Origin of the sequence: Caballeronia sp. Lep1P3 (assembly GCF_022879595.1) — a bacterium.
In the GTDB taxonomy this organism is placed as follows: Bacteria; Pseudomonadota; Gammaproteobacteria; order Burkholderiales; family Burkholderiaceae; genus Caballeronia.
In genome coordinates this window covers 1,145,117-1,168,260 of sequence record NZ_CP084266.1, presented here as the reverse complement: position 1 = coordinate 1,168,260, position 23,144 = coordinate 1,145,117, and the positions used below count along the sequence as shown (strand labels likewise).

The window sequence follows — 23,144 nt, the reverse complement described above, 5'->3', positions numbered from 1 at the left end:
ACGCTCAACGTCCGGGCGCGCCTTCGATTGCAAGTTCGATGACCGCGTCGAGATTGTCCATATCGACGGGCTTGACGAGATGCGCGTCGAATCCCGCTTGCTCGGAGCGTTCCCTGTCGCTTGCCTGACCGAAGCCCGTCATCGCGACGACTACCGCGCGGCCGCCGATGCGCTTCGAACGCATGGCTCGCAAGACGGAATAGCCGTCGATATCCGGAAGCGCGAGATCGAGAAAGACGAGATCGGGCGGAAAGTGGCGCACCACATCGATGCCTTCCCGCCCGCGATATGCGATGCGGACTTCATGCCCCTTCATTTGCAGCAGCATGGCGAGGCTATCGGCGGAATCGCGATTGTCGTCGATGACGACGACACGCAGCGCACCGCGCGTCGCAGCCGTGTTGCCGGCGCTATCGGCAAGCTGCGGATCGGGCACTTCGTCTTCCAGTGCGAAGGGCAGGCGCACGGTGAACGTGCTGCCCTGATTCGCTCCGGGGCTTGCCGCCGAGATTGAGCCGCCATGCATCTCGACGATGGAACGGCACAGCGTCAGGCCAATGCCAAGCCCGGCGTCGCCAGGATTGAGATACTGGTCTTCCTGCACGAAAAGATCGAAGATGGCCGTCAGCCCCTTCTCCGAAATGCCGCGGCCCGTATCCATCACCTTCAATAGAAACGCATTGCGCTCACGCTCCACTTGCAGCGTGATGGTGCTGCCGTGCGGCGAAAATTTCGATGCGTTATTCAGCAGGTTTTGCACGACCTGAACGAGCCGCGTTCTGTCGCCGGTGACGTGAATCGGCTCTTCGGGCAGCGCCGTGACGACGCGTTGGCCGCGACTCACGATATAGGGATGAACGAGTTCGATGCTGCGCTCGACGATGTCGCTCACTTCCACGCGCGCCATGCGCAGATCGATCTTTCCCGTGGTGATGCGGCCCATGTCGAGCAGATCGTCGACGAGGCGCCCGAGATGCGATGTCTGCCGGTCGATGATGTCGCGGCAACGCGCAAGATGCGGCGGCAGCGATGTTTCCATCTGCATCACGCCCACTGCATTGCGCACCGGCGCAAGCGGATTGCGCAATTCATGCGCGAGCGTCGCGATGAATTCGCTGATTCGCCGCGACGACACTTCCAGTTGTTCGAGCCGCTTGCGCTCGCTCATGTCGCGTGTGACTTTCGCAAAGCCGCGCAGCACGCGTTGCTCGTCATACACCGCCGTGATCGCCACGCTCGCCCAAAAGAGCGAGCCGTCCTTGCGCACGCGCCAGCCTTCCTTTTCGACGCGCCCCGCGCGGATGGCGGTTTGCAGTTCGATTGCCGGGACATCGGCGGCGACGTCTTCGGGGCAATGGAGAACCGAAAAGTGCTTGCCGACGATCTCCGAAGGCTGATAGCCCTCGATGCGCATCGCGCCCGTATTCCAGCTCACGATATGGCCTTCGGGGTCGAGCATGAAGATCGCGTAGTCGGTCACGCTTTCGACGAGCAGCCTGAAGCGCTCTTCCGATAGCCGCAGCTTTTCTTCCTCGGCGCGCTTGGTCGTGAGGTCGCGCGTGTACTTTGCGTAGCCGATGATTTCGCCGCGTGGATCCCGCGCAGCGGTAATCACGACGTTGGCCCAGAACATCGTGCCGTCCTTGCGCACGCGCCAGCCTTCGTCTTCGAAACGGCCGGTGGCGAAGGCCTGCTTGAGTTCGTAATCGGGCCAGCCGCGCGCAACGGATTCCGCCGTATAGAAGCGCGAAAAATGCTGCCCGATGATTTCGTGGGCCTCATAGCCCTTTAATTTCCGCGCGCCCGTGTTCCAGCTCGTGATGCAGCCGTTCAGGTCCAGCATGAAGATCGCGCAATCTTCGATGGCATCGACGAGCGCGTGATAGCGCCAGTCGCTCATGGTGGGCTCGTCGCGCTTGACGAGTCTTGGCTTGGGCGCCGGAGATGCTCCCGATGTCGTCATGGTTCTGATCGCGGGGCCTGTAATAGACGGAAGGTCGCGGATGAAGCAGGGCGGCAGCAGAACGGATGCAATGCTGCGCGCTTGCGCAATCCACGTGATGCCGACAGTTTAACGCGTGCGCCCATTCGTCGAAGAGTTGCACGTCGTTTGCGAACGATCGTTCTAACTCGAATACATCCCAGGCGCTTGAAAGGTTCTTGACACGCACATTCGCCATTTATAGCTTTAAGGTATTCGCCCTAAGCCTAGAGCCGCTCATCCGTCGGACTTGACGCTCGACACCAGCGTGCATGGCGCAACGCCAGGTTCGTTCACGGAGGCTCTCATGGATCGTCGCCGGTTCTTGTCCTTGTCCGCGTTTTATACCGTCGCGGCAGCGACCGGCACGCTCGCCGCATGCCACGGGTCCAGCAACGACAACGGCGGCGGCAGCTCGGGCAATGGCGGAACGCCGCCGCCCTCCGGCGCTCATGCGTTTGCGCAAGGCGTCGCAAGCGGCGATCCGCGCGATACGTCCGTCGTGTTCTGGACGCGCTGCGTCGCCAATGCCAATCCAAGCGCATCGCAGGCGGCGATCGCGCTGACATTGCAGGTCTCGCCATTGCCCGATTTCTCGCAGCTCGCGGCAAGCGTTCCGTTAAGCGCCGTCGCCGACTATGACTTCACCGTGCGCGCGAAAGTCACGGGCCTGACCGCGAAGACGACGTACTACTATCGCTTCGTCGCGGGCGGCGATATCAGTGCAACAGGCACCACGCGCACCGCAGCCGCCGCTAACGACGCGCTCCCGCAACTTCGCTTTGCGTGGTTCGTCTGCCAGAACTGGAGCGTGAATCACTGGCAAGCGCTTACGTTGCTCGCCGCGGAAACGGATCTCGACTTCGTCGTGCATCTGGGCGACTACATCTATGAGACCGTCGGCGCGCCGAACGAGACGAATGCATCGGAACCGGCGCATCCGCCCATCACGCTGCCCGATGGCGTGCCGCTTTCGGGCGGCGGCGTCTATGCCAATACGCTCGCGGATTACCGGACGCTTTATCGCACGTATCGGGGCGATGCGCGGCTGCAGACGGTTCATGCGCGCTTTCCGGTCATCGCGATTTGGGACGACCACGAGTTCTCGGACGACTGCTGGCAGGACCATCAGACCTACACGAACGCGAACGTGCAGCAGACCGCGCGCCGCCGCAACGCGAATCAGGCGTGGGCGGAATACCTGCCGGTGGATTGGGGCGATGTCTCGTTCGATTTGCGCAACGCGAATTACGACAACATCCGCATTTATCGCGACTTCCACTTCGGCTCGCTGCTGCATCTCGTCATGACCGACGAGCGGCTTTATCGCGACGATCATGTGGTGAGCGAAGCGGCCATTGCGCAATCGCTCGGCCATGATCCCGTCAACGGCAACGATCTCGTCGGCTCACGTTACTTCGTGCCGCAGCAAGTGCTTTCGCAATTCGAGGCGCAAGATACGCAGCGCCTTGGCCGCATGCCCTCGATACTCGGTCCCACTCAGACGCAGTGGTGGAAGGACACGTTGAAGGCGTCCGCCGCGACGTGGAAAGTCTGGGGCAACGAAGTCATGATGAACCGCATGTGGCTCGACCTGCGCTCGATCGCGCCCGCGCCCGACAATGTCGTCTTCGTGCTGGATGGCGATGCATGGGACGGCTATCCGTCGCACAAGGCCGATCTCACGTCGTTCCTGAAGGCGCAAGGCATTGCAAACCTCATTGCGATCACCGGCGACCTGCATGCGTTTCAGGCAGGCATCGTGCGCGATGTGCCCGATCCCGCAACGGGCACGCCCGTCATGGTGGACCTGATGTCGGCGGGCGTCAGCAGCCGGCCGTTCTTTCAGGACGCGACGACCTATGCGGCAGGCATGCCGCTCGCATCGCTTCTTACGTCGTCCGCGCTGCTCGACAGCTTCATCCAGCGGAACAATCCGGACATGCTCTATGCGGACCATGACGGCATCGGCTACGCATCGGCGACCGTCACGCCTACGCAGTTCGTCGCCATCTTCAACAAGATGAAGGGATTGAACGCGGATGGCACTGCGCCGCAAAGCCCGCTTGCCAAGCGCACGCGGCTCACGATCAATGCGGGGACCGTTGCAATCGCCGTGCAGGACAACGTCTGATTGAGCAAAGCGCTTCATCCACGAAGCGCTTGCCCGCCCATTGGTATCCGCGCTTCTGGGGGGATTTCATCGTATCGGCACGCACGTAGACTGCGTGCACATTTCGAAGGTCGCTTGCTGAAGGCAGTGCAGGAAGGCCGATGAAGTGGATAGGTGAAACCTCAAGGAGCACACCATGATCGGCAAACTCAGCGGCCTTATCTTCGTTGCGGCGTCCCTCGCCGCGTCCTATGCACTCGCAAGCGGCTATGGTCCCGCGCCGTTTTACGTTCCGGAGACCGGCGCGCCTTCGTCGCAACAAGGCATGAGCACGCAGAGCATCGCGGCGGATCAGGCCGCGACGCAAAGCAATGACGACGCGAGCGTGTCCAAGGACAAGCAGGACAGCCCGCTCATTCAGGCGCAGGACTAAGACGCTTGCAAGGCATCGGCGCTCGATATTCGCTCAAGCGTCGATGCCGATGTGCGTATGCGTGGCTTCGTCGCCCTTTGCAACGCTCCCGCGCAATCGCCCGATTTCGATGGCCGGCATGAACAGCATCGATATGACAGCGCCGAACGCAATCACGAACATGGATGTGAACGTCAGATGCAATGCGTGATGCAGCGCAAACCGAATCGCACTGTTGCTCTCGAAGTTGCCCGGCGCGGCGGATAGCAGCCGCTTGAGTTGATCCGCGCTCACTGCCGGCAATCCGCTCGCATGCGCGAGGCCATAGTTTTGCACCGCGCCGAACACCGCCGCGCCGAGCGTGTTGCCGAGATTGCGCGCGAAGAGATTGGATGCGGTCGCGCTGCCTCTCTCCGACAACGTGACGATCTCCTGAATGAGAATGAGGCACGAGACGCTCAGCATGCCCATGCCAAAGCCCATGATCGCGGAGCCGACACCGGCCCACACCGGATTGCCTTGAGGCGTGAGCAGCACGAACGGAATCGCGCCCAGCGGAAGAAACAGTGTGCCGCCTATGAGCAGGCGGCGCAGTCCGACGCGAGTGAACGTGCGCGACGTGAACGTTGCGCCGCTTGGCCAGCCGATCATCATCATCGTGAGCGCGAAACCCGCTTCGACAGGCGAACGGTGCATGACGCCCTGCACGTACATCGGCAGGAAGGTGGTCAGGCCCATCAATGCCATGCCCGCGAGCAGGGTCGCCGCATTGCCCGCCGCAATCGGTCGATGCGCCCATAGTCCGAACGAGATCATCGGGTCGGCGGCGCGCCTTTCCTGCAGCACGAAAAGCACGCTCGCCACGACGAACACCGCGATTTCCACGCCGACTCGCGCATGGTTCGGGCTGCCCGCATCGGTGAGCGCCATCATCAGCGAGGCAATGGCGGCCGTGAACAGGAATGCGCCCGCGAGGTCGATGGCGGGGCGCTGGTGCTGCTGTTGTTCATGCAGGAACAGAACGAAGAGCAACGCGGCAAGCACGCCGATAGGCACGTTGATCCAGAAGATCCACGCCCACGACAGATGACGGATGAGCAGGCCGCCAGCCATCGGGCCGAGCACCGCGGAGACCGCCCATACGCTTGCAAGATAGCCCTGCACTTTGCCGCGTTCCCTTGCAGGGTAGAGATCGCCGACGACGGTCAGCGCTACGGGCAGGATCGCGCCGGCGCCCACGCCCTGTACGAGCCGGAAGACGATCATCGCGGGCATCGACCAGGCGAAGCCCGCGAGCACCGATCCGATCACGAAGATGGCGATGCCCGCGAGCATTGCCGGTTTGCGGCCATAGATATCGGCAAGTTTGCCGAATACGACAGTGAGCGCGGTCTGCGTCAGTAAAAATGACGAGAAGACCCAGCTATAGAGATTGAGGCCGCCGAGCTGCGTGGCGATTTGCGGCATGGCGGTGGAAACGATCGTGGCTTCGATCGCTACCATGGCCATCGACGCCATCACCGCGCCAATAACGAGGGGACGAACGGTTTGCTTGGACTGGGGCTGGGGCATTCGGCTTAGGGCTTAGAGCTTTGATAGAAATGCGCCGCGATATTCGAGTTATTTATGCGGCCGCTGCAAGACACGCCATCGTATCCCGATGCAGGCAAGGCTGCTTGCGCCTACCGCAGTCATCCGCGGTTTATGCCGCCGAGTAGAATCGGGCTGACAAGCGCCTTGCCCATTCATTCACGACGAAGCGCACTCCCATGATCAAATCGCTAAGAAATCAGCTGGTGATTGCGCTGGGTTTGCTCGTGAGCGTAATCGGCATTGCGCAAGGCATCAGTTCTTATCAGTTGTGCAAGGCCGGCATGAGCGCGCTGCTCGATCTGCGGCTCGAACAGGTGGCGGCGCGCATGCGCGATGGCTTTGCCGAGGGCATTCCCGCGAATCCCGCGCGCGGCTCGCAAGATGACCGCGATGTCGTCGTCGTCGTGTGGAAACCGGGGCTGGATGGGCCGTTTCGCACGACGGACCCGTCGCTGCGCTTCTCGCCCGATGCACAGCCGGGCTTCTCTAACGCGACGGTCAACGACGAACCCTGGCGCATCTTCACGCGGCAGGAACCGACGATGACGATTCAGGTTGCGCAACGCTCATCGGTGCGGCGCGCGCTTTCGGAGGCAAGCGCCACGAAAACGCTATGGCCTATCGCCGTTTTGTTGCCGTTGATGTGGATGGCAGTCGCGCTCGTCGTGCAACGCTCTCTGCGCGAACTCAATAGGCTAGGCCAGGAAGTGCAGGCAATCGATGCCGGTCACTTGCAGCCGCTGCCGACTGTCGGCGTGCCCGCCGAAATCTCTCCGTTCATTCATTCGATCAACACGATGATCGAGCGGCTTGCGAAGTCCATCGAAAGCGAGCGCAAGTTTATCGCCGATGCCGCGCACGAATTGCGCACGCCGCTTACCGCGCTTCAGCTACAGGCGGATAACTTGGCGCCGCATATCGCGCCGGGCAATCGGGAACGTTTTCAGGAATTGCGGCGCGGCATTGCGCGCAGCGGCAGTCTCATCACGCAACTGTTGCGTTTGGCGCGCGCCGATGCGCCGATGAACGGCAGCGCTCTTTCGCGCGTGGATGTATCGACGGTTGTAAGAGACGCAGTGGCGGATGTCTTGCCGATTGCCTTCGAGCGCGGCCTCGATCTCGGCGCGGGAGAAGTCTTTAGCGCACACGTTCGGGCGCTGGAAACGGACATCGGCATGGCGGTAAAGAACTTACTTTCGAACGCGGTCCGCTATACGCCCGATGGCGGCACCATCGATCTGCGCATGCGGCGCGACGAGGACTTGATCTGGGTGGACGTCATCGATACAGGGCCGGGCATCGCGGAAGAAGCTCTGCCTCGCGTATTCGATCGTTTTTTTCGCGCCAATGCGGACATAGAAGGAAGCGGCCTCGGGCTTTCGATCGTCAAAGCCATCGCCGCGCGCTATAACGGAGAAGTGTCGCTGCGCAATAGGAGCGATGGGAGATCGGGCATCGTCGCATCCATTGGCTTTCCCTTGGACGAAAACATCGAAGGCTTCGCTAAGAGAACGAGTGCGGCTACTGCCTGAGAATGGCGACTACAATGCATTCGCCGCTTGGCGCGAACGCTGCGAATCAATCGATCGTGCGCTTCGCTCTTTGCGCTGACGCCAGCACGGCGGCGCGTTGCCGTGTCCACTGCGGTGTGCAAGGTGCAACATGCGAATTCTTCTGATCGAAGACGATGTGCAAATCGGAACGAGCCTCATGCGCGCGTTGAAGGATGCCGATTACGCCGTCGATTGGGTGCGCGATGGCAGCGCGGGCCGCAAGGCCATGGATGCCGCCGACTATACGGTCGTGCTGCTCGATCTCGGCTTGCCGGGCCTGAGCGGCATCGAGCTTTTACGGCAGGCGCGCAGTGCGGGCAATGCGACGCCCGTACTCATTCTCACCGCACGCGACGATCTCGATACGCGCGTGCAAGGCCTGGATCTCGGCGCCGACGACTATCTGCTCAAGCCCTTCGACATGCCTGAACTGCTTGCCCGCATTCGCGCGGTGCTGCGCAGGAAAGCCGGTTATGCGGTTTCCCGTCTTGGCGATGAATCGATCAATCTCAATCTCGACCAGCGCACGCTCACATGCGGCGAAACCTCGGGCGTGCTGTCCGCGCGCGAATTCGCATTGATGCACGCGCTGATGGAACGCCCCGGCACCATTTTCTCGCGCGATCAACTGGAAGACCGCTTATATGGCTGGGGAAAGGAAGTCGAAAGCAATGCGGTTGACGTGCTCATTCATTCGGTGCGCAAGAAATTCGGCGCGAGCGTGATTCGCAACGTGCGCGGCCTCGGCTGGACGGTCATGCTTGGACAAGCCGGACGTGAAGCGGCCCGCGACGAAGCGAAATAGCGACGCTAGAAACGCAATGCATCGTCGCGCGGTTTGATCGCGCCGCAGAACGGCAGGCTATCAATGCGATCGCGATGCTCGACGATTCTCATGCGATGCTCGAGATCCGCCAGGTCGCTCGATGAAGCGAGATAGGCGTCGATTGCGCGGTCTTCCCTTGTATGAAAGAGATCGCCGAGAGATTTGGAAAGTCGTTGGAACATGATGGACTCCGTCGTTGAGAACGACGTCCGCGCTCGCCGGTTATGGCGTATGACTTAAAGGCCAGTTCAAAAAGCGCGCTCCGTTCGGCTGAAGATGTTCCAGCAGACGAGTGCGCAGGCTAGCTTTAAGAAAGCTTCGTGAATGTCAGCGCGGCGTTCGAAGCGAGTGCGGAGGCGACGGAAACCATGGAGCCAAGAATGAGTCCGTTCGACGACCCAACGGAATTTGCCGAGGCCGCTGCCGTGTTCCGTGCGACGCCTGGCGATAACCGGTTGGATGCCGCGCTCGCGAAGCCGGCGGCGATGCGAGTCAGAATCGTAACCACGGTCGGCGTAGATGACCTTGGGCTTGCGAAGCGGTCGGCCGCGAGTGCCACGAATCGGCGGGATGGCGTCGACCAGCGGAAGCAGTTGGGTGACATCGTTGCGGTTTGCACCGGTCAGAATCGCGCTGACTGGAACGCCGTTGGCGTCTACGAGGACGTGGTGCTTGGAGCCTGGTCGCGCACGATCGGTGGGGTTTGGCCCAGTTTTTGGCCCGCCCCAACGGCTCGCACGGACGATGAATCGACAGCCGCATGTGAGAAGTCGAGCTGGCCCGACTCGCGCAGCTTGTCGAGCAGCAGCCCATGCAATCTGTCCCACACCCCGGCCTGCTGCCAGTCGTGCAACCGACGCCAGCAGGTCGCGCCAGAGCCGAAGCCTAGCCGCGTCGGTAGATGGTTCCAACGGATACCTGTCTTCAGAACGAGCAGGATGCCATTCAATGCTGCACGGTCCGAGACCGGTAGGCGCCCGGGGTAACGCTTGCGTCGCGGTCTGGGCGCTGGAAGTAGTGGTTCGATCAGTGCCCACAGTTCGTCATCGATGATAGGTGCCGGCATTCCTTGATCCGTTGTTCAGGCATCCAAGGTTAACCGTTTCGAAGAAAAGTAAACAGCCCTTCCGAGCTCTTTTTGAACTGGCCTTTTAAAGCGGCCGCCGATGCAACGAAGGTTAAGCCGCCCGACTTAGCCGTAAATGAGCCGCCATGAACCGTTCGGCGGCGCACGGTGCGTTCTCTTTCAGGCACTGCCGCGTCGCACCATCCCGTGCTATCGTGTTTCATACGGATTTCATACGCAACGGGAGCGCATTCGCTTACGCGCTTCTTGCCGAAACGTGCTTCGTGAAGGCCGCCATGAACGATCTGCCTCGTACCCTCAGTGCCCGCGATCGAGTCGAACTGCTCTGCTGGCTTACATGCGGCAGCCTCGGCGCTTTTTATCTCAATGGCGACTGGCCGGCGGCGGCGTTTCATGTGCAAGCCGCGCATAAATGGCTGGACAGACACGAACGGCTTGCCGACTGGCTCACGGTTGCCAAGCTCGCCGCCCTTGCGCGCGATCTTGCCACGCGCCATTGCGCGCTTCTCGAAGCGGACTGGGCACGCGACGCCGTGGAAGAAATACTCGACAGCGAAGACCTCAATTATCAGTCCGATGTCGTGAGACAGGTGTTCGACGACTGCCGCCGCGCGCTTGCGCCCAAGCATTTGCCCGAATAAGTAGCCTAAGCGCGCGCTGGCGCAAATCCCTGTATGGATGTACAGTGAGGCCATTTTTTCGACAGGGCCTCAAGGCGCTTTTGCGCCAGCCTCTTTGCCGTCGATGGACGCTTCGTCTTCCGCTAACGCCAAGCTGCATTCGCCTAACGCATCGCGCCGCATCGCGCATCTGGACATGGACGCATTCTTTGCGTCCGTCGAACTGCTGCGCTATCCCGAGTTGCGCGGTGAGCCGGTGGTCGTCGGCGGCGGGCGCAACGCGACGCCCGAGACGCTTCCCGACGGCACGCGCCGCTTCCAGCGCTTGCGAGATTACGCGGGCCGCGGTGTCGTGACGACATCCACTTACGAGGCGCGCAAGTTCGGCGTGTTCTCTGCAATGGGCATGATGAAGGCCGCGCAACTCGCGCCCGACGCCATTCTTCTGCCCACTGACTTCGATTCTTACCGGCATTATTCGCGGCTCTTCAAGGCGGCCATCGCCACGTTCACGACGCAAATAGAGAATCGCGGCATCGACGAGATTTATATCGACGTCACGGATATGCCGGGCGATTCCGCCTATATCGGCCAGCGCATGAAAGACGCCGTGCGCGAAGCGACAGGCCTCACGTGTTCCATTTGCATCGCGCCGAACAAGCTGCTTGCGAAGATCGGCTCCGAACTCGATAAGCCCGACGGTTTGACGATTCTCACGATGGACGATTTGCCGACGCGCATATGGCCGCTCGCCGCGCGCAAAGTGAACGGCATTGGGCCTAAGGCAAATCAAAAGCTGGCCGCAGTCGGCATCGTGACGGTAGGGGACATCGCCGCAGCGGATCTGGCGCTCTTGCAGACGCATTTCGGCCCGACCTATGCCGCCTGGCTCGCGCGCATCGCGCAGGGGCAGGATGAACGTCCAGTAGTCGTTAGTTCGGCGCCGAAATCCATGAGCCGCGAGACGACATTCGAGCGCGACCTGCATCCAAAGCATGATCGCGCGACGTTGTCTTCCGAATTCACCGGCTTATGCAAGCGCGTCGCCGATGATTTGCAGCGCAAAGGCTATGTTGGCCGCACAGTGGGCATCAAGCTGCGGTTCGACGACTTCCGCACGGTCACGCGCGACTTGACGGTTCCGGTCGCCACTGCCGATGCGAGCGAGATTCGCCGCGCGGCGACCGAGTGCCTGAAGCGCATTGTGCTGGACCGAAAGCTCAGGCTTCTCGGCGTGCGCGTAAGCGCGCTTCATGCAGCGGACGAAAGCGGCGGCTTCATCGCACCGGTGCAAGTCGAGTTGCCGTTCGACGCACTGGAAGATTAATCGTCTTACGGTTCTGCTTCGTCATTCTTTAGAAGAATTAAACAAATTCTTCCTTGGTGAAGCGCCACACATACATCGATAAATCTCACCGATAAGTTGTTGGCGTGCCCCGCTACGAAGGGCACGCTTACTAAGCTCGCCTATCGGTCCGCTCTCGCGGTCCATCGGCATAGTTCGGGAGAGCGATATTGATCAAGCGGACGTTGGTCTACGTGGCGAGTTGCGCGCTAGGCTCGGGGACGGCTGGAGCGCAGGAGGTTTTCACGCAAGCAGGCACGCAAGGCATCGGTATCGGCGCAGCGTATTCTTTAGGGCCGCGCTTTGGCGTGCATGCGGATTTCAACGGCATCGACTTTCATCACGACATTTTCCTTGGCGGCAATCGCTATAAGGACGATGCTCGCTTGCGGCAAGGCGGCGTCTATCTGGACTATTTCCCGCTGGAACACCGCGGCTGGCGGATAACAGCGGGCGTGCGTTTCAACGACGATTCCATCGAGGCGGTGTCCTCGCCCGATAACGGAACCTACTCGTTCGACGGTAAGCGCTATCCCGCGCCACCCGGTGCGACGGCGACCGCGACCGCGAAGTATCCGCTTGCAATGCCTTACTTCGGCATCGGCTTCGGGCACAAGCCGCAAGGCAAGGGCTTTGGCTTCATTGCCGATATCGGCGTCGCTTATGGCGAACCGCGCACGAGCTATACGCTCTCGCCCTCACTTTCCGAAATGGTCGGACCAGCGCAGAGCGCGACGCTCGTCAGCACGGGCGAGCGGGAAGTGCGCGACAAGGCATGGCGGTTCCGCTGGTATCCGGTCGGACAAATAGGCATTTCATACCGGTTCTGATGACGCGGCTTTAGCGTGGCGACGGATAAGGAAATCGCATATCGTTCGTTGCCCGCCGCGCGCGCACGGCGTAGATTCGTCGTCTGTTCGCCGTTTTCAACATAATCGTGACGACTCTTTCTCTCATTGACGATGCGCCTTCCGAAGGCGTCGCGCAACGCATCGACATTCGTGCTTTCGACGCTCCCCTGGGCGCCGAAGTCATCGGGCTGGATTTGTCGAAGCCGCTATCGCAAGCGGACTTCGCGCGCATTCACCGCGCGCATCTCGACCATCACGTCCTCGTGTTCCGCGACCTCGACATCACGCCGGAACAGCAGATTGCCTTCAGCCGGCGCTTCGGCCCGTTGCAGATTCATGTGCTGCATCAGTTCGGGCTTGGCGGACATCCCGAGGTGCTGATCGTGTCGAACATCATCGAGAACGGCAAGCCGATCGGACTGGGCGATGCCGGTCATTTCTGGCATTCCGATCTGTCGTACAAGGAGAAGCCGAGCCTCGGTTCGATGCTGCACGCGCAGGAGTTGCCGGCGACGGGCGGCGATACGCTTTTCTCGAATCAGCATCTCGCATGGGACACGCTGCCTGCGCATTTGCAGAAAGCGGTGCAAGGGCGCGCGGCGGAACACACGTATCTGGCCAAATACGCGGAGTTGCAAAAGCGCAGTCCGTGGCGTCCGAATCTGACGGCGGCACAGATCGCCGAGGTGAAGCCCGTGGTGCATCCGATCGTGCGAACGCATCCGGAAACGGGACGCAAGGCGCTTTTCGTGAGCGAGCACTTCACGACGCGCGTAATCGGCATGCCGGAGGACGAAAGCCGCGTATTGCTCGATGAACTCTTTGCGCATAGCGTGCGTGCGGACTTCGTTTATCGCCATGTATGGCGCGATCGCGACATGGTGTTCTGGGACAACCGCTCGGTCATGCATCTCGCCGCAGGCACGCCGGACGATCAGCGCCGCAAGCTGTACCGCACGACCATAGAAGGCGATGCGCCGTTCTGACAGCCAGCACAAATAGTCCTTCGAATACGGGGTTTCAATGCAAGTTCGACAACGGAAGGGCGCACTGCGCGCGCTCGCGGCGGCACTCGTGCTGTCGCTTGGGAGCACATGCAGCGCGTATGCAGAGGGCACGCTGCGCATTGCCGAACAATATGGCGTGGTCTATCTGCTGCTCAACGTGGCGCGCGACCAGAAGTTCATCGAACAGGAAGGCAAGAAGCAGGGCATCGACATCAAGGTGGATTGGGCGAAGCTCTCCGGCGGCGCGAGCATCAACGATGCGCTGCTTTCCGGCTCGGTCGATATCGCCGCTGCGGGCGTGGGGCCATTGCTGACCATCTGGGATCGCACGCATGGACGTCAGAACGTAAAGGGCGTGGCGTCGCTTGGCAATTTGCCGTATTACCTCGTATCGAATGACCCGCGCGTGAAGACCATTGCGGACTTCACGGACAAGGACCGCATTGCGGTGCCGGCGGTCGGCGTGTCGGTGCAGGCGCGCATTCTGCAATACGCGGCTGCCAGGACTTGGGGTGACAAGCAATACGATCGCCTCGACAAACTCACTCAAGCGATGCCGCATCCGGATGCCGCTGCGGCCATCATCGCGGGCGGCACGGAGATCAACGCGCACTTCGGCAATCCGCCTTTTCAGCAGCAGGAATTAGCGGGCAATCCCAAAGCACATGTCGTGTTGAACTCCTACGACGTGCTCGGCGGCCCGAGTTCCGCAACCGTGCTTTACGCGACGGAGAAGTTTCGCGACAACAATCCAAAGACGTACCGCGCATTCGTCGATGGCCTCGCCGATGCTGCACGCTTCGTCACGCAGCATCCCGAAGCGGCTGCGGATATCTACTTGCGCGTGAATCAGGCCAAGCTCGACCGCAATCTGCTCATCAAGGTCATCAAGGACCCTTCGGTGCAGTTCAAGATTGCGCCGCAGAACACCTTTGCGCTTGCGCAATTCATGCATCGCGTGGGCGTCATCAAGAACGAGCCTAAGTCCTGGCAAGACTATTTCTTTAGCGATCCCGCCACGCGAGACGGCAGCTAAAAGGGCATAGAAGCCGCACGACGCGCTTATCCGCGATCCTGCATTGGTTATTCGCAATCATTGTTTAGTCCGCGCCGCGCGCCCCGGTATCTTCTTGGTTTGCATTCGGGCAAGACAATCATGGCTGCAAACCCTCATGTGCTTTATCCAGCCGAAGACGGCCACGCCCTTGCGCCGAGCGGCAAGTTGTTGAGCGCGCGTAACGTCACGCTCGAATATCGCACGCCGGAACGCCTCGTGCGCGCAACGCACGACGTGAGCTTCGATGTCTACGGCGCCGATCGCTTCGTCCTGCTCGGGCCGTCCGGCTGCGGCAAATCTACTCTGCTCAAAGCAGTCGCCGGCTTTATCGAACCCGTTGCGGGCAGCATCGAAATAGACGGCGAACGCGTGAGCGGGCCGGGCGCGGATCGTATCGTCGTGTTTCAGGAGTTCGATCAGCTTCCACCCTGGAAGACCGTTCTACAAAACGTCGCCTTTCCACTGCGCGTCGCGAGAAAGCTAAGCCGTGCAGAGGCGCGCGAGCGTGCCTTGCATTCTCTCGACAAGGTCGGCCTTGTGCGCTTTGCCGATGCTTATCCGCACACGCTTTCGGGCGGCATGAAGCAGCGCGTTGCCATTGCGCGTGCGCTTGCCATGCAGCCGCGCGTTTTGTTGATGGACGAACCCTTCGCCGCGCTCGATGCGCTCACGCGCCGCCGCATGCAGGAAGAGTTGCTGCGTCTTTGGAGCGACGAGCGCTTCACGCTTTTGTTCGTGACGCATTCGATCGAAGAGGCGCTCATCGTCGGCAATCGCATTCTGCTTTTGACGCCGCATCCGGGGCGCGTGCGCGCGGAATTGAACAGTCATCAGTATTCGCAGGAAAGCGTGGGACGCGGCGACTTTCAGCAAAGCGTCGCGCGTATTCATCGCCTGCTATTCGAAGAGGAACATGCGCGATGAGCACGCCGCAATTGATCGAGCCGCCCGTGCGGCCCGAATTCGAAGTCATTCCCTCGCAACCCGACGGCATCGCTCACGAAGCGCCTTTGCCGCTCGGCAAAGGCCTGGCGGACCGCGCGTGGCTGCGCAAGACGCTAGTTGCATTCGTATTGATCGCCATCTGGGAAGCGGCCGCCCGTTTCGTCGATAACGACCTGCTGTTGCCGACCTTTAGCGCGACATGCATGGCTTTCGTCCAAGGCATCGTTTCGGGCGAACTGATTGAGAAGGTCGCGATCTCGATGTCCGTTCTCTTGCGCGGCTACGTGCTCGGCGCGGCGCTTGCATTCGCGCTGACTTCGCTTGCAGTGTCGACACGCATCGGCCGCGACATTCTTTCGATGCTCACGGCGATGTTCAATCCGCTGCCGTCCATTGCGCTCTTGCCGCTTGCGCTGCTGTGGTTCGGGCTTGGCACCGGCAGTCTTCTTTTCGTGCTGGTGCATTCGGTGCTTTGGCCGCTTGCGCTCAACACATATGCGGGATTTCAGGCGGTGCCTTCCACCTTGCAGATGACAGGGCGCAATTACGGGCTGACAGGCTTGCGGCACGTCGTGCTGATTCTCGTGCCTGCGGCGTTGCCTTCCATTCTTGCCGGCTTGCGCGTGGGGTGGGCTTTTGCATGGCGCACGCTGATTGCGGCGGAACTCGTGTTCGGCGCGAGTTCGGGCAAGGGCGGCCTTGGCTGGTACATCTTCCAGAACCGCAACGAGCTTTATACCGACCGCGTGTTCGCGGGGCTTGCAGCGGTCATCGTCATCGGGCTTGCGGTCGAACATCTCGTGTTCGATACCATCGAACGCGTGACGGTGCGGCGCTGGGGCGTTCAGTCATGAAGCCGGGCGCGCGCGTCGCAGAAAAACCCACGCATTGAACGCCGCACCGGCGAACATCAGGACGCTCGTCATCACAAAGACCGAACGCATGCCCGAATGCGCCGCGATGAAGCCGCCCGCAAGCGGCCCCGCGACCTGCCCGACATATTGCGCGGAAGTCGCATAGCCGAGGATATAGCCCGCCGTGCTGTCGGGCACGTTATGGCGCACCACGCTCGTGATCGCGGGCAAGAGACCGCCTAGCGCGAGGCCCATCAAGAAGCGCAGCGCGACGAGCTGCGTACCCGTCGTCACGAACGTCTGGGGAATCAGCAAAACACCGCACAGCGCAAGACATGCAACGATCACCTTCGTCGCGCCGATGCGATCCGCGAGTCTGCCGACGCGCGGCGCTGCCAGCACGCTGCCCAACGCGGCGGCGGACATCACGAAGCCCGCGACGAGCGTCACGCTCTTTTCATCCGTGACGAGCTGCGAAACGTACACGGTGATGATCGGCTCGATCGACATGTTCGCGAACATCAGGAGCATGGCGCTCGCGAGCATCGCGATGACGGGTGTGAGCGCCGGCACGTCGCGCCAGCCGCCGCTTCGTGTGCCTTTTGCATGAGAAGGCGCGCGACGCTCTTCCTTGACGAGAAGCGTCGTCATGATGAACGAGCAGAAAATCAGGCCGCCCGCGAGAAAGAACGTCGCACGAATGCCGATCAGCCCCGGCAGCACGCCGCCTGCGAGGGGGCCGACGAGATTGCCCGCCATCATGCCGGCGGCGTGCGTGCCGAGCGCCCATGCCGTTCGATGCCTGGGCGTCTGCGTCGCGATCATCACGATGGCGCCGCTCGCATAGCCGCCGACCAGCCCCGCGAGAAAACGCATCGCCACCAGTTGCCAGACCGTCTGCACGACGCCGAGCAGCGACATCGTGATCGCCATGCCGAGGCTCGCGCGGATGAGTATGGGTTTCCTGCCATAGCGATCCGCGAGCCGGCCCCAAAGCGGGGCGACGAGACCGGCCGCAAGGAATGTCGCGCCGAAAGCGACGCCTGACCATTGCACGGCGGCATCCACAGATTTCGCGCCGAGCTGTTGCACGTAAAGCGGCAGAAAGGGCAGCAGCAACGTCATCGCCATGATGGTGGTGAACGAGCCGAACACGCAGACGTACAGATTGCGCTGCCAGTGCGCGGAACCATCCGGCTGCGGCGGGGCGGATGCGGACATGTAAGCGGAATGCCTATGAAGTGAATGCCGCAGATTATCGCGTGGCGGCACGCATCGTGCATGGCGTGCAACATCGATGACACCGGAACCCTCACGCCCGATGAAGATCGCGACTTTCAATATCAACGGCATCCGCTCGCGTATCGACGCGCTGATTACGTGGCTCGAGCGCGAAGCGCCCGATATCGTGTGCTTGCAGGAACTCAAGGCGACGGACGCGCAATTTCCTGCCGCGGCGATCGAAAACGCGGGCTATGGCGCGCTATGGCATGGGCAAGCATCGTGGAACGGCGTCGCGATTCTGGCGAAGGACACGCAACCCATTCTGAGCCGCCGGGGTTTGCCGGGTGGCGAAGACGACACGCATAGCCGTTATATCGAAGCGGCCGTGCATGGCATTCTGGTCGGCTGTCTTTACCTTCCTAACGGCAATCCGCAGCCGGGGCCGAAATTCGATTACAAGCTCGCGTGGTTCGAGCGCTTCAACGCGCACGCGGCGAGCTTGCTCAAGAGCGGGCATCCGGTCGTGCTCGCGGGCGACTATAACGTCGTGCCGACCGACGAAGACATCTATAACCCGCGCTCATGGCTCAAGGACGCGCTGCTTCAGCCCGAAAGCCGTGCGGCCTATGCCAGGCTGCTCGCGCAAGGCTGGACCGATGCGTTGCGCAAGCACTATGGGAACGAACGCATCTATACGTTCTGGGATTATTTTCGCCAGCATTGGCAGACGAATTCCGGGCTTCGCATCGATCACCTTCTGCTGAGCAAGGACCTTGCGTCGCGGCTACAGGATGCAGGCGTCGACAAATGGGTGCGCGGCGAACCGCACGCGAGCGACCATGCGCCCACGTGGGTCGTGTTGAAGGAACCGCGCGCACGGAAAAAAGCGTCAGCCGAGTGACGCTTTGCGCGAGTGCGTCAGACGGGGCGTCGCGACGATGCGCGCGCAGCCTTCGCGGTCGCGTTTTCGGCGGCTTCGCCTGGTTGTTTCGCCGCGCTGCTCGACTCGTTCGCGATCTGGCCGCTCGCGTCCAGAATGACGCCGCTCGTCTGCTGTGCCGCTTCGCTTGCGGTTTCCGCGAGGTTCGTCACGACGAGACTCGTCTCTTGCGTGGCTTCCTGCGCGGCTTCGTGCGCTGTTTGTTGCGCTTCGTTTGTGCCTGCATCGGCAAAGCCCTTGAGCGAGATGCCGTTACGCTCGTACTGGCTGCGCACTTCGCCGATGATGTCCGCTTCCGTCGACGTGATGATGGACAGCACATGCTGCCCGTAAGAAGCCGCTTTCTGCGGAAGCTGCGCGAACATCACGGACTGCCAGGCGAGCACGTCGCCTGCGCCCGTTTCGTCGCCGCCATGCAGAAGCGAATTGCTTTCCTCGAGGACCTTGCGCACCGTTTGCACGTTCAATTCGGCAAGCGCCTGCATGCCGCTGGCAAGACGGTCGCTTGCATTGAGAAACGCCTGAAGATTGGCACGCGCGATCGAAGGAATCTGGTAAGCGCTAAAACCCGGATACTGGAACATTGACCGCTCCTCTTGTAAGAGTCCAAAGACAATCGGTAAAGAAGCAATGGCGCTGAAACCCGCGCCGCACGAGTCTTTGAGACGAAGCGCGCGTGCGGCGGTTCCCAATTGCAGCCGGAACTTTTCGAGCACGGTCGGTCAGGTTGCGTCGTGAAGTTTTTGCTTGCCGCGCGTGTCGAGCGTCGCCAAAAATTGCATGACGTGCGCGCGTCCGCCTTTCTCCCAGACGTCGAGATGATCCGCGCCTTCTATCAGCGCCAGATGCTTTTCGCCTCGCGCGGCATCGAATAGACGTTGAAAATGCGCGGGTGGAATGACGAGATCCCGCTTGCCGCCATAGATGAAAATCGGCGCGCTGATCGATGCGATCTTGGAGAGATTGTCATAGCGGTCCTTTGCCAGATAGCGCACGGGAAACAGCTTGAATCGCACGGCCGCCACATCGACGATGCTCGTGAACGGCGCTTCGAGCATCAATGCATCGATGCGCGATTCGCTTGCAAGCTGCGTGGCCACGCCGGAGCCGAGCGAATAGCCGTGCAGCACGATCGACTGCGAACGCGCGGCGGCATAGGCGTAAGCGGCGCGCGCATCGGCATAGAGGCCCGCTTCGTGCGGCTTGCCCGGGTTGCCGCCATAACCGCGATATTCGGCAAGCAATACGCCAAAGCCCGCTTCGATCAACTCATGCGCGATATGCGCGCGCTGCGTGAGGTCTTCGCCATTGCCGTGAAAGAGCAGCACGGTAGGCGCTTTATCATCGGGCGGCGCTCTATAGCGCGCGACGAGATCGAGCCCGTCTTGTGTCGTCACGACGATGCGTTCGGTGTGATCGTCGAGCGCGGCATCGACGATGCCGGACAGATTTTCGAGCGGATAGACGAGGCGCCCCTGCATCCAGTAGAGCGCGGCGACGGCAAAACCATAAGCCAGCGCGATGCCTGCTAGAAGAATCCAGAATGCTTGAATCATGAATGGCGGCGATGATGTCGTCATAGCCGCATGATAAGCGCGCGGTTCAGTCCCGCGCGCGTGCGCCCCCATCGTCGCCCGGGTGCAGGCTCAATGGCATGTCCGCCGCAAGCTCGCGCTCCACTTCATCCGTCGTTTGTCCGCGATTGAAAAGCGCGTTCAACGCAATGGCCAGAATCGCCGTGAGCGTGATGCCGCTATGTGTCAGCGGCCCGGTCCACGCGGGCATATGCGCGAAGAAAGTGGGCGCGGTCAGCGGAATGACGCCCACGCCAAGACTGATCGCGACGATGAGCAAGTTGTTCTTGCTGTCGAAATCGACCTTGCCGAGAATCTTCACGCCCGTTGCCGCGACCATGCCGAACATCGCGATGCCCGCGCCGCCCAGCACGACCACCGGTATCGACGCGATCAGATTCGAGAGCTTCGGCAAGAGTCCGAGCAGCATCAATATGACGCCCGACACGGCCACGACCCAGCGGCTTTTCACGCCCGTGATGCCGACAAGCCCAATGTTCTGCGAGAACGACGAATGCGGGAACGTGTTGAAGATGCCGCCGATCACCGTGCCGAGGCCATCGGTGCGCAAGCCGCGCGTCGCGTCGGCGCGTGAGACCGGACGCTTCGCCAGATCGCCGAGCGCGAGGAACATGCCGAGCGATTCCACCATGATGACGATCATCACGAGACAAAGCGATGCAATCGCCGCGAAATCGAACGTCGGCATGCCGAACGCAAACGGGCGCACGGGCGCGAACCATGCGGCGCGGCCGATGCCCGAGAAGTCGATGAAGCCGAGCGGCAGCGCGATGGCAAACCCTATCGCCATGCCGAGCAGCACCGAGATGTTCGCGAGAAAGCCCTTCACGTACTTGTTGATGAGAAGGATCACGAGCAGAACGACAGCCGCGACCACGAGATTCCTCGGATCGCCGAAATTCGCCGAGCCGCGCCCGCCGCCCGCCCAGTAGATCGCCACCGGAAAGAGCGTCATGCCGATGGTGAGAATGATCGTGCCGGTCACGATCGGCGGAAAAAAGCGCATGAGACGGCCGAAGAACGGCGCAATCGCAACGGCAAAGACGCCCGCCGCGATGGTCGCGCCGAAGATCGCGGGCAGCCCCGCGCCGGATGTGGCCATCGCGACCATCGGACCGACGGGCGCGAAGCTCACGCCCATGATGACGGGCAGCCGTATGCCGAACTTCCATACGCCGATGCATTGCACGAGCGTGACGACACCGCATGCGAAGAGGTCCGAGCTGATGAGAAACGCGACCTGCTCCTTTGGCAGCTTGAGCGCCGCGCCGATGATGAGTGGCACCGCGATTGCGCCCGCATACATGACGAGTACGTGCTGAATGCCGACCGCGAGCATCTGACCGAAAGGCAGCACTTCGTCGACGGGATGAATCGTTTGGCTCATGTGCGCTCCAGCGGCGACTGCGTTAGGAATCGCGACGTTTGATGCTTCGCGTGCGACCCAGTATTGCATTCGCCGATACGCAAAAAAATATTCGCGCTGCTATACGCGGCATTGGAAGCGCGGTTTTCGCGTAATGGGCGTTTTGACCGACTGAGTCGGACATACGAGCCGGACTCGGCACTTATTGCCGGCGCGCGACACAGGGTTCGTTTATTCGTCCAAACAATTTCCGAAAGTCCTGCAAAGCAAGGCTCCATGCACTGTCGATTTTCGAGATAGCGTGATACATTCCGAGCGCCTTTGCGTTGCATCGTCGCGGGGCGCGATATACGCAGCCTTCATGTTGCAGCCAGGCGAAGCACCCCGGACCGGTGCTTCTCACCACCATATAAAACATCATTCGCACAGGAATCTCGCATGGACATGGTCGGCGGAACGCGACTCGCGCAGGTATTCACCTCCAACCAGGCGGAACTCCTCGCGGAATGGATCACGCAGCAACACGCCATCGCGTCGCGGCGCGGGCTCGTCGGCGAGGCGGAGTTGCGCAACCAGTTCGCTCAGTTCATCTCGCTTATGCTCGCGGCGCTCGCGGCATCCGATCGCGTCGACTTCAAGCTCGCGAACTGGCAGGAAGTGCGCGCGTTTCTCGCCGACATGTCCGGCCAGCGCGCGCGTCAGGGCTTCTCGCCGGTCGAGACCGCGATGTTCGTGTTCTCGCTCAAGAAGCCGCTGGTCGCGCGTCTGCGCGAGCACCTGAAAGACGACCCCGCGATGCTCGCGGACCTGACGTGGACCATCAGCTCGCTCTTCGACGAACTCGGCCTCTTCACCACCGAAGTGTTCCAGGCGAGCCGCGAACAGGTCATCGTGCGCCAGCAGCAGGAACTGCTCGAACTGTCGACGCCCGTCGTGCAACTGTGGGACGGCGTTCTCGCGTTGCCGCTCATCGGCACGCTGGACTCCGCGCGCACGCAAGTGGTGATGGAAAACCTGCTGCAGAAGATCGTCGAAACGGGCGCTGCCATTTCCATCATCGACATCACGGGCGTGCCGACGGTCGATACGCTCGTCGCGCAGCATCTGCTCAAGACGGTGGCGGCGGCGCGCCTGATGGGGGCGGACTGCATCATCAGCGGCATTCGTCCGCAGATCGCGCAGACCATCGTGCATCTCGGCGTAAACCTGTCCAACGTGACGACCAAGGCGACGCTCGCGGCCGCGTTCGTCGTCGCGCTGCAGCGCACCGGCAAGTCGGTGACGGTGGCGGGCGCGCAGGAAGGCGCGGCGCGCAACGGCGCGGCCGGCATGCACGATTCGTCGCTGTCCGAATGACGGCGCGCGCGGTCTTTCACAGCATGCAACGCGACTGAACAGGGTCAGGCGATGGAACGCATTCCAATTCTCACGATGGGCAAGCTCTTGCTCGTCACCATTCAGGTGGACATGCACGACCGGCTCGCGCTCGCGCTTCAGGACGATCTGACGAGCCGCATCGTGAAGGACGGCGCGAACGGTGTGCTCATCGACATCTCGTCGCTCGATGTCGTCGATTCGTTCATCGGCCGCATGATCGGCAACACGGCGGCGATGGCGCGCGTGCTCGATGCGCAGACGGTCGTCGTCGGCATGCAGCCTTCGGTCGCGATCACGCTCGTCGAACTCGGACTCACGCTGTCGGGCGTGCGCACGGCGCTCAACGTCGAAAAGGGCATGGCGCTCCTCACCGGGAGCGGCCCGGCCTGACGGCCGCG

Annotated in this window: 23 protein-coding genes; 14 read left to right on the top strand and 9 right to left on the bottom strand. The window is 61.5% G+C overall.

Annotation, left to right across the window (positions count from 1 at the left end; all coding sequences use genetic code 11):
* Window positions 1-4: 4 nt before the first annotated feature.
* Window positions 5-1,900, bottom strand: coding sequence for a PAS domain S-box protein (locus LDZ27_RS19820; protein WP_244816559.1), 1,896 nt, complete (start codon window positions 1,898-1,900; stop codon window positions 5-7).
* Window positions 1,901-2,288: 388 nt separating this feature from the next.
* Here LDZ27_RS19820 and LDZ27_RS19815 point away from each other — a divergent pair, with 388 nt between their 5' ends.
* Window positions 2,289-4,115, top strand: coding sequence for an alkaline phosphatase (locus LDZ27_RS19815; protein WP_244816558.1), 1,827 nt, complete (start codon window positions 2,289-2,291; stop codon window positions 4,113-4,115).
* A 175-nt stretch (window positions 4,116-4,290) separates the two neighbouring features.
* Window positions 4,291-4,527: a hypothetical protein gene (locus tag LDZ27_RS19810; RefSeq protein WP_244816557.1), complete on the top strand. Its 237-nt coding sequence runs from the start codon at window positions 4,291-4,293 to the stop codon at window positions 4,525-4,527.
* Between the two features lie 33 nt (window positions 4,528-4,560).
* On the opposite strand, the gene LDZ27_RS19805 is transcribed toward LDZ27_RS19810, so the two are convergent.
* A complete protein-coding gene (locus tag LDZ27_RS19805; RefSeq protein ID WP_244816556.1) occupies window positions 4,561-6,078 on the bottom strand; it encodes an MDR family MFS transporter in 1,518 nt (505 codons plus the stop codon).
* Window positions 6,079-6,275: 197 nt separating this feature from the next.
* On the opposite strand from LDZ27_RS19805, the gene LDZ27_RS19800 reads away from it, so the two are divergent.
* Both LDZ27_RS19800 and LDZ27_RS19795 read left to right on the top strand, forming a co-directional pair.
* A complete protein-coding gene (locus LDZ27_RS19800) occupies window positions 6,276-7,631 on the top strand; it encodes an ATP-binding protein (RefSeq protein ID WP_244816555.1) in 1,356 nt (451 codons plus the stop codon).
* 130 nt (window positions 7,632-7,761) lie between these two features.
* Entirely contained in the window at window positions 7,762-8,457 is a 696-nt protein-coding gene (locus LDZ27_RS19795; RefSeq protein ID WP_244816554.1) for a response regulator transcription factor, read from the top strand.
* 5 nt (window positions 8,458-8,462) lie between these two features.
* On the opposite strand, the gene LDZ27_RS19790 is transcribed toward LDZ27_RS19795, so the two are convergent.
* The 3 genes from LDZ27_RS19790 to LDZ27_RS19780 form a co-directional block, all read right to left on the bottom strand.
* Window positions 8,463-8,660, bottom strand: a complete 198-nt coding sequence (locus LDZ27_RS19790) for a DUF3563 family protein (RefSeq protein WP_244816553.1) — start codon at window positions 8,658-8,660, stop codon at window positions 8,463-8,465.
* Between the two features lie 66 nt (window positions 8,661-8,726).
* A protein-coding gene (locus tag LDZ27_RS19785) for an IS5 family transposase (RefSeq protein ID WP_244816175.1) occupies window positions 8,727-9,544 on the bottom strand; the annotation gives its coding sequence in 2 pieces (ribosomal slippage) (window positions 8,727-9,196 and window positions 9,196-9,544; 819 coding nt in all).
* Window positions 9,545-9,573: 29 nt separating this feature from the next.
* A complete protein-coding gene (locus tag LDZ27_RS19780; protein ID WP_244816552.1) occupies window positions 9,574-9,768 on the bottom strand; it encodes a hypothetical protein in 195 nt (64 codons plus the stop codon).
* Window positions 9,769-9,840: 72 nt separating this feature from the next.
* Between LDZ27_RS19780 and LDZ27_RS19775 the strand changes: the two genes are divergently transcribed.
* The 7 genes from LDZ27_RS19775 (at window position 9,841) to LDZ27_RS19745 (ending at window position 16,244) form a co-directional block, all read left to right on the top strand.
* The gene (locus LDZ27_RS19775) at window positions 9,841-10,206 is read left to right on the top strand and encodes a hypothetical protein (RefSeq protein ID WP_244816551.1); all 366 of its coding nucleotides are present in this window, start codon (window positions 9,841-9,843) and stop codon (window positions 10,204-10,206) included.
* A 175-nt stretch (window positions 10,207-10,381) separates the two neighbouring features.
* Window positions 10,382-11,512: a DNA polymerase IV gene (dinB, locus tag LDZ27_RS19770; RefSeq protein ID WP_370653420.1), complete on the top strand. Its 1,131-nt coding sequence runs from the start codon at window positions 10,382-10,384 to the stop codon at window positions 11,510-11,512.
* Window positions 11,513-11,700: 188 nt separating this feature from the next.
* Entirely contained in the window at window positions 11,701-12,360 is a 660-nt protein-coding gene (locus LDZ27_RS19765) for a hypothetical protein (protein WP_244816549.1), read from the top strand.
* A gap of 107 nt (window positions 12,361-12,467) precedes the next feature.
* Window positions 12,468-13,367 (top strand): TauD/TfdA family dioxygenase, encoded by a 900-nt coding sequence (locus tag LDZ27_RS19760; RefSeq protein WP_244816548.1) that lies wholly within the window; start codon window positions 12,468-12,470, stop codon window positions 13,365-13,367.
* A 37-nt stretch (window positions 13,368-13,404) separates the two neighbouring features.
* Complete coding sequence (locus LDZ27_RS19755; protein ID WP_244816547.1) at window positions 13,405-14,424, top strand: ABC transporter substrate-binding protein; 1,020 nt, start codon at window positions 13,405-13,407, stop codon at window positions 14,422-14,424.
* 120 nt (window positions 14,425-14,544) lie between these two features.
* The gene (locus tag LDZ27_RS19750) at window positions 14,545-15,369 is read left to right on the top strand and encodes an ABC transporter ATP-binding protein (protein ID WP_244816546.1); all 825 of its coding nucleotides are present in this window, start codon (window positions 14,545-14,547) and stop codon (window positions 15,367-15,369) included.
* Window positions 15,366-16,244 (top strand): ABC transporter permease, encoded by an 879-nt coding sequence (locus LDZ27_RS19745; RefSeq protein ID WP_244816545.1) that lies wholly within the window; start codon window positions 15,366-15,368, stop codon window positions 16,242-16,244. The genes LDZ27_RS19750 and LDZ27_RS19745 overlap by 4 nt, the downstream gene beginning before the upstream one ends.
* Here the strand turns inward: LDZ27_RS19745 and LDZ27_RS19740 are convergent.
* Window positions 16,239-17,465, bottom strand: a complete 1,227-nt coding sequence (locus tag LDZ27_RS19740) for an MFS transporter (RefSeq protein WP_244816544.1) — start codon at window positions 17,463-17,465, stop codon at window positions 16,239-16,241. The two genes, LDZ27_RS19745 and LDZ27_RS19740, sit on opposite strands and share 6 nt — an antisense overlap.
* Before the next feature lie 100 nt (window positions 17,466-17,565).
* Here LDZ27_RS19740 and LDZ27_RS19735 point away from each other — a divergent pair, with 100 nt between their 5' ends.
* Complete coding sequence (locus LDZ27_RS19735; RefSeq protein WP_244816543.1) at window positions 17,566-18,369, top strand: exodeoxyribonuclease III; 804 nt, start codon at window positions 17,566-17,568, stop codon at window positions 18,367-18,369.
* Window positions 18,370-18,386: 17 nt separating this feature from the next.
* Here the strand turns inward: LDZ27_RS19735 and LDZ27_RS19730 are convergent, their stop codons facing one another.
* The 3 genes from LDZ27_RS19730 to LDZ27_RS19720 form a co-directional block, all read right to left on the bottom strand.
* On the bottom strand, window positions 18,387-18,992 hold the full coding sequence (locus tag LDZ27_RS19730; RefSeq protein WP_244816542.1) for a phasin family protein: 606 nt from the start codon (window positions 18,990-18,992) through the stop codon (window positions 18,387-18,389).
* Window positions 18,993-19,130: 138 nt separating this feature from the next.
* Entirely contained in the window at window positions 19,131-19,964 is an 834-nt protein-coding gene (locus LDZ27_RS19725) for an alpha/beta hydrolase (RefSeq protein WP_244816541.1), read from the bottom strand.
* A gap of 46 nt (window positions 19,965-20,010) precedes the next feature.
* Window positions 20,011-21,390 (bottom strand): nucleobase:cation symporter-2 family protein, encoded by a 1,380-nt coding sequence (locus tag LDZ27_RS19720; RefSeq protein WP_244816540.1) that lies wholly within the window; start codon window positions 21,388-21,390, stop codon window positions 20,011-20,013.
* Window positions 21,391-21,807: 417 nt separating this feature from the next.
* On the opposite strand from LDZ27_RS19720, the gene LDZ27_RS19715 reads away from it, so the two are divergent.
* Together LDZ27_RS19715 and LDZ27_RS19710 are read left to right on the top strand one after the other, a co-directional pair.
* Window positions 21,808-22,725 (top strand): STAS domain-containing protein, encoded by a 918-nt coding sequence (locus tag LDZ27_RS19715; protein WP_244816539.1) that lies wholly within the window; start codon window positions 21,808-21,810, stop codon window positions 22,723-22,725.
* Between the two features lie 51 nt (window positions 22,726-22,776).
* On the top strand, window positions 22,777-23,136 hold the full coding sequence (locus LDZ27_RS19710; protein WP_244816538.1) for an STAS domain-containing protein: 360 nt from the start codon (window positions 22,777-22,779) through the stop codon (window positions 23,134-23,136).
* Window positions 23,137-23,144: the final 8 nt, after the last annotated feature.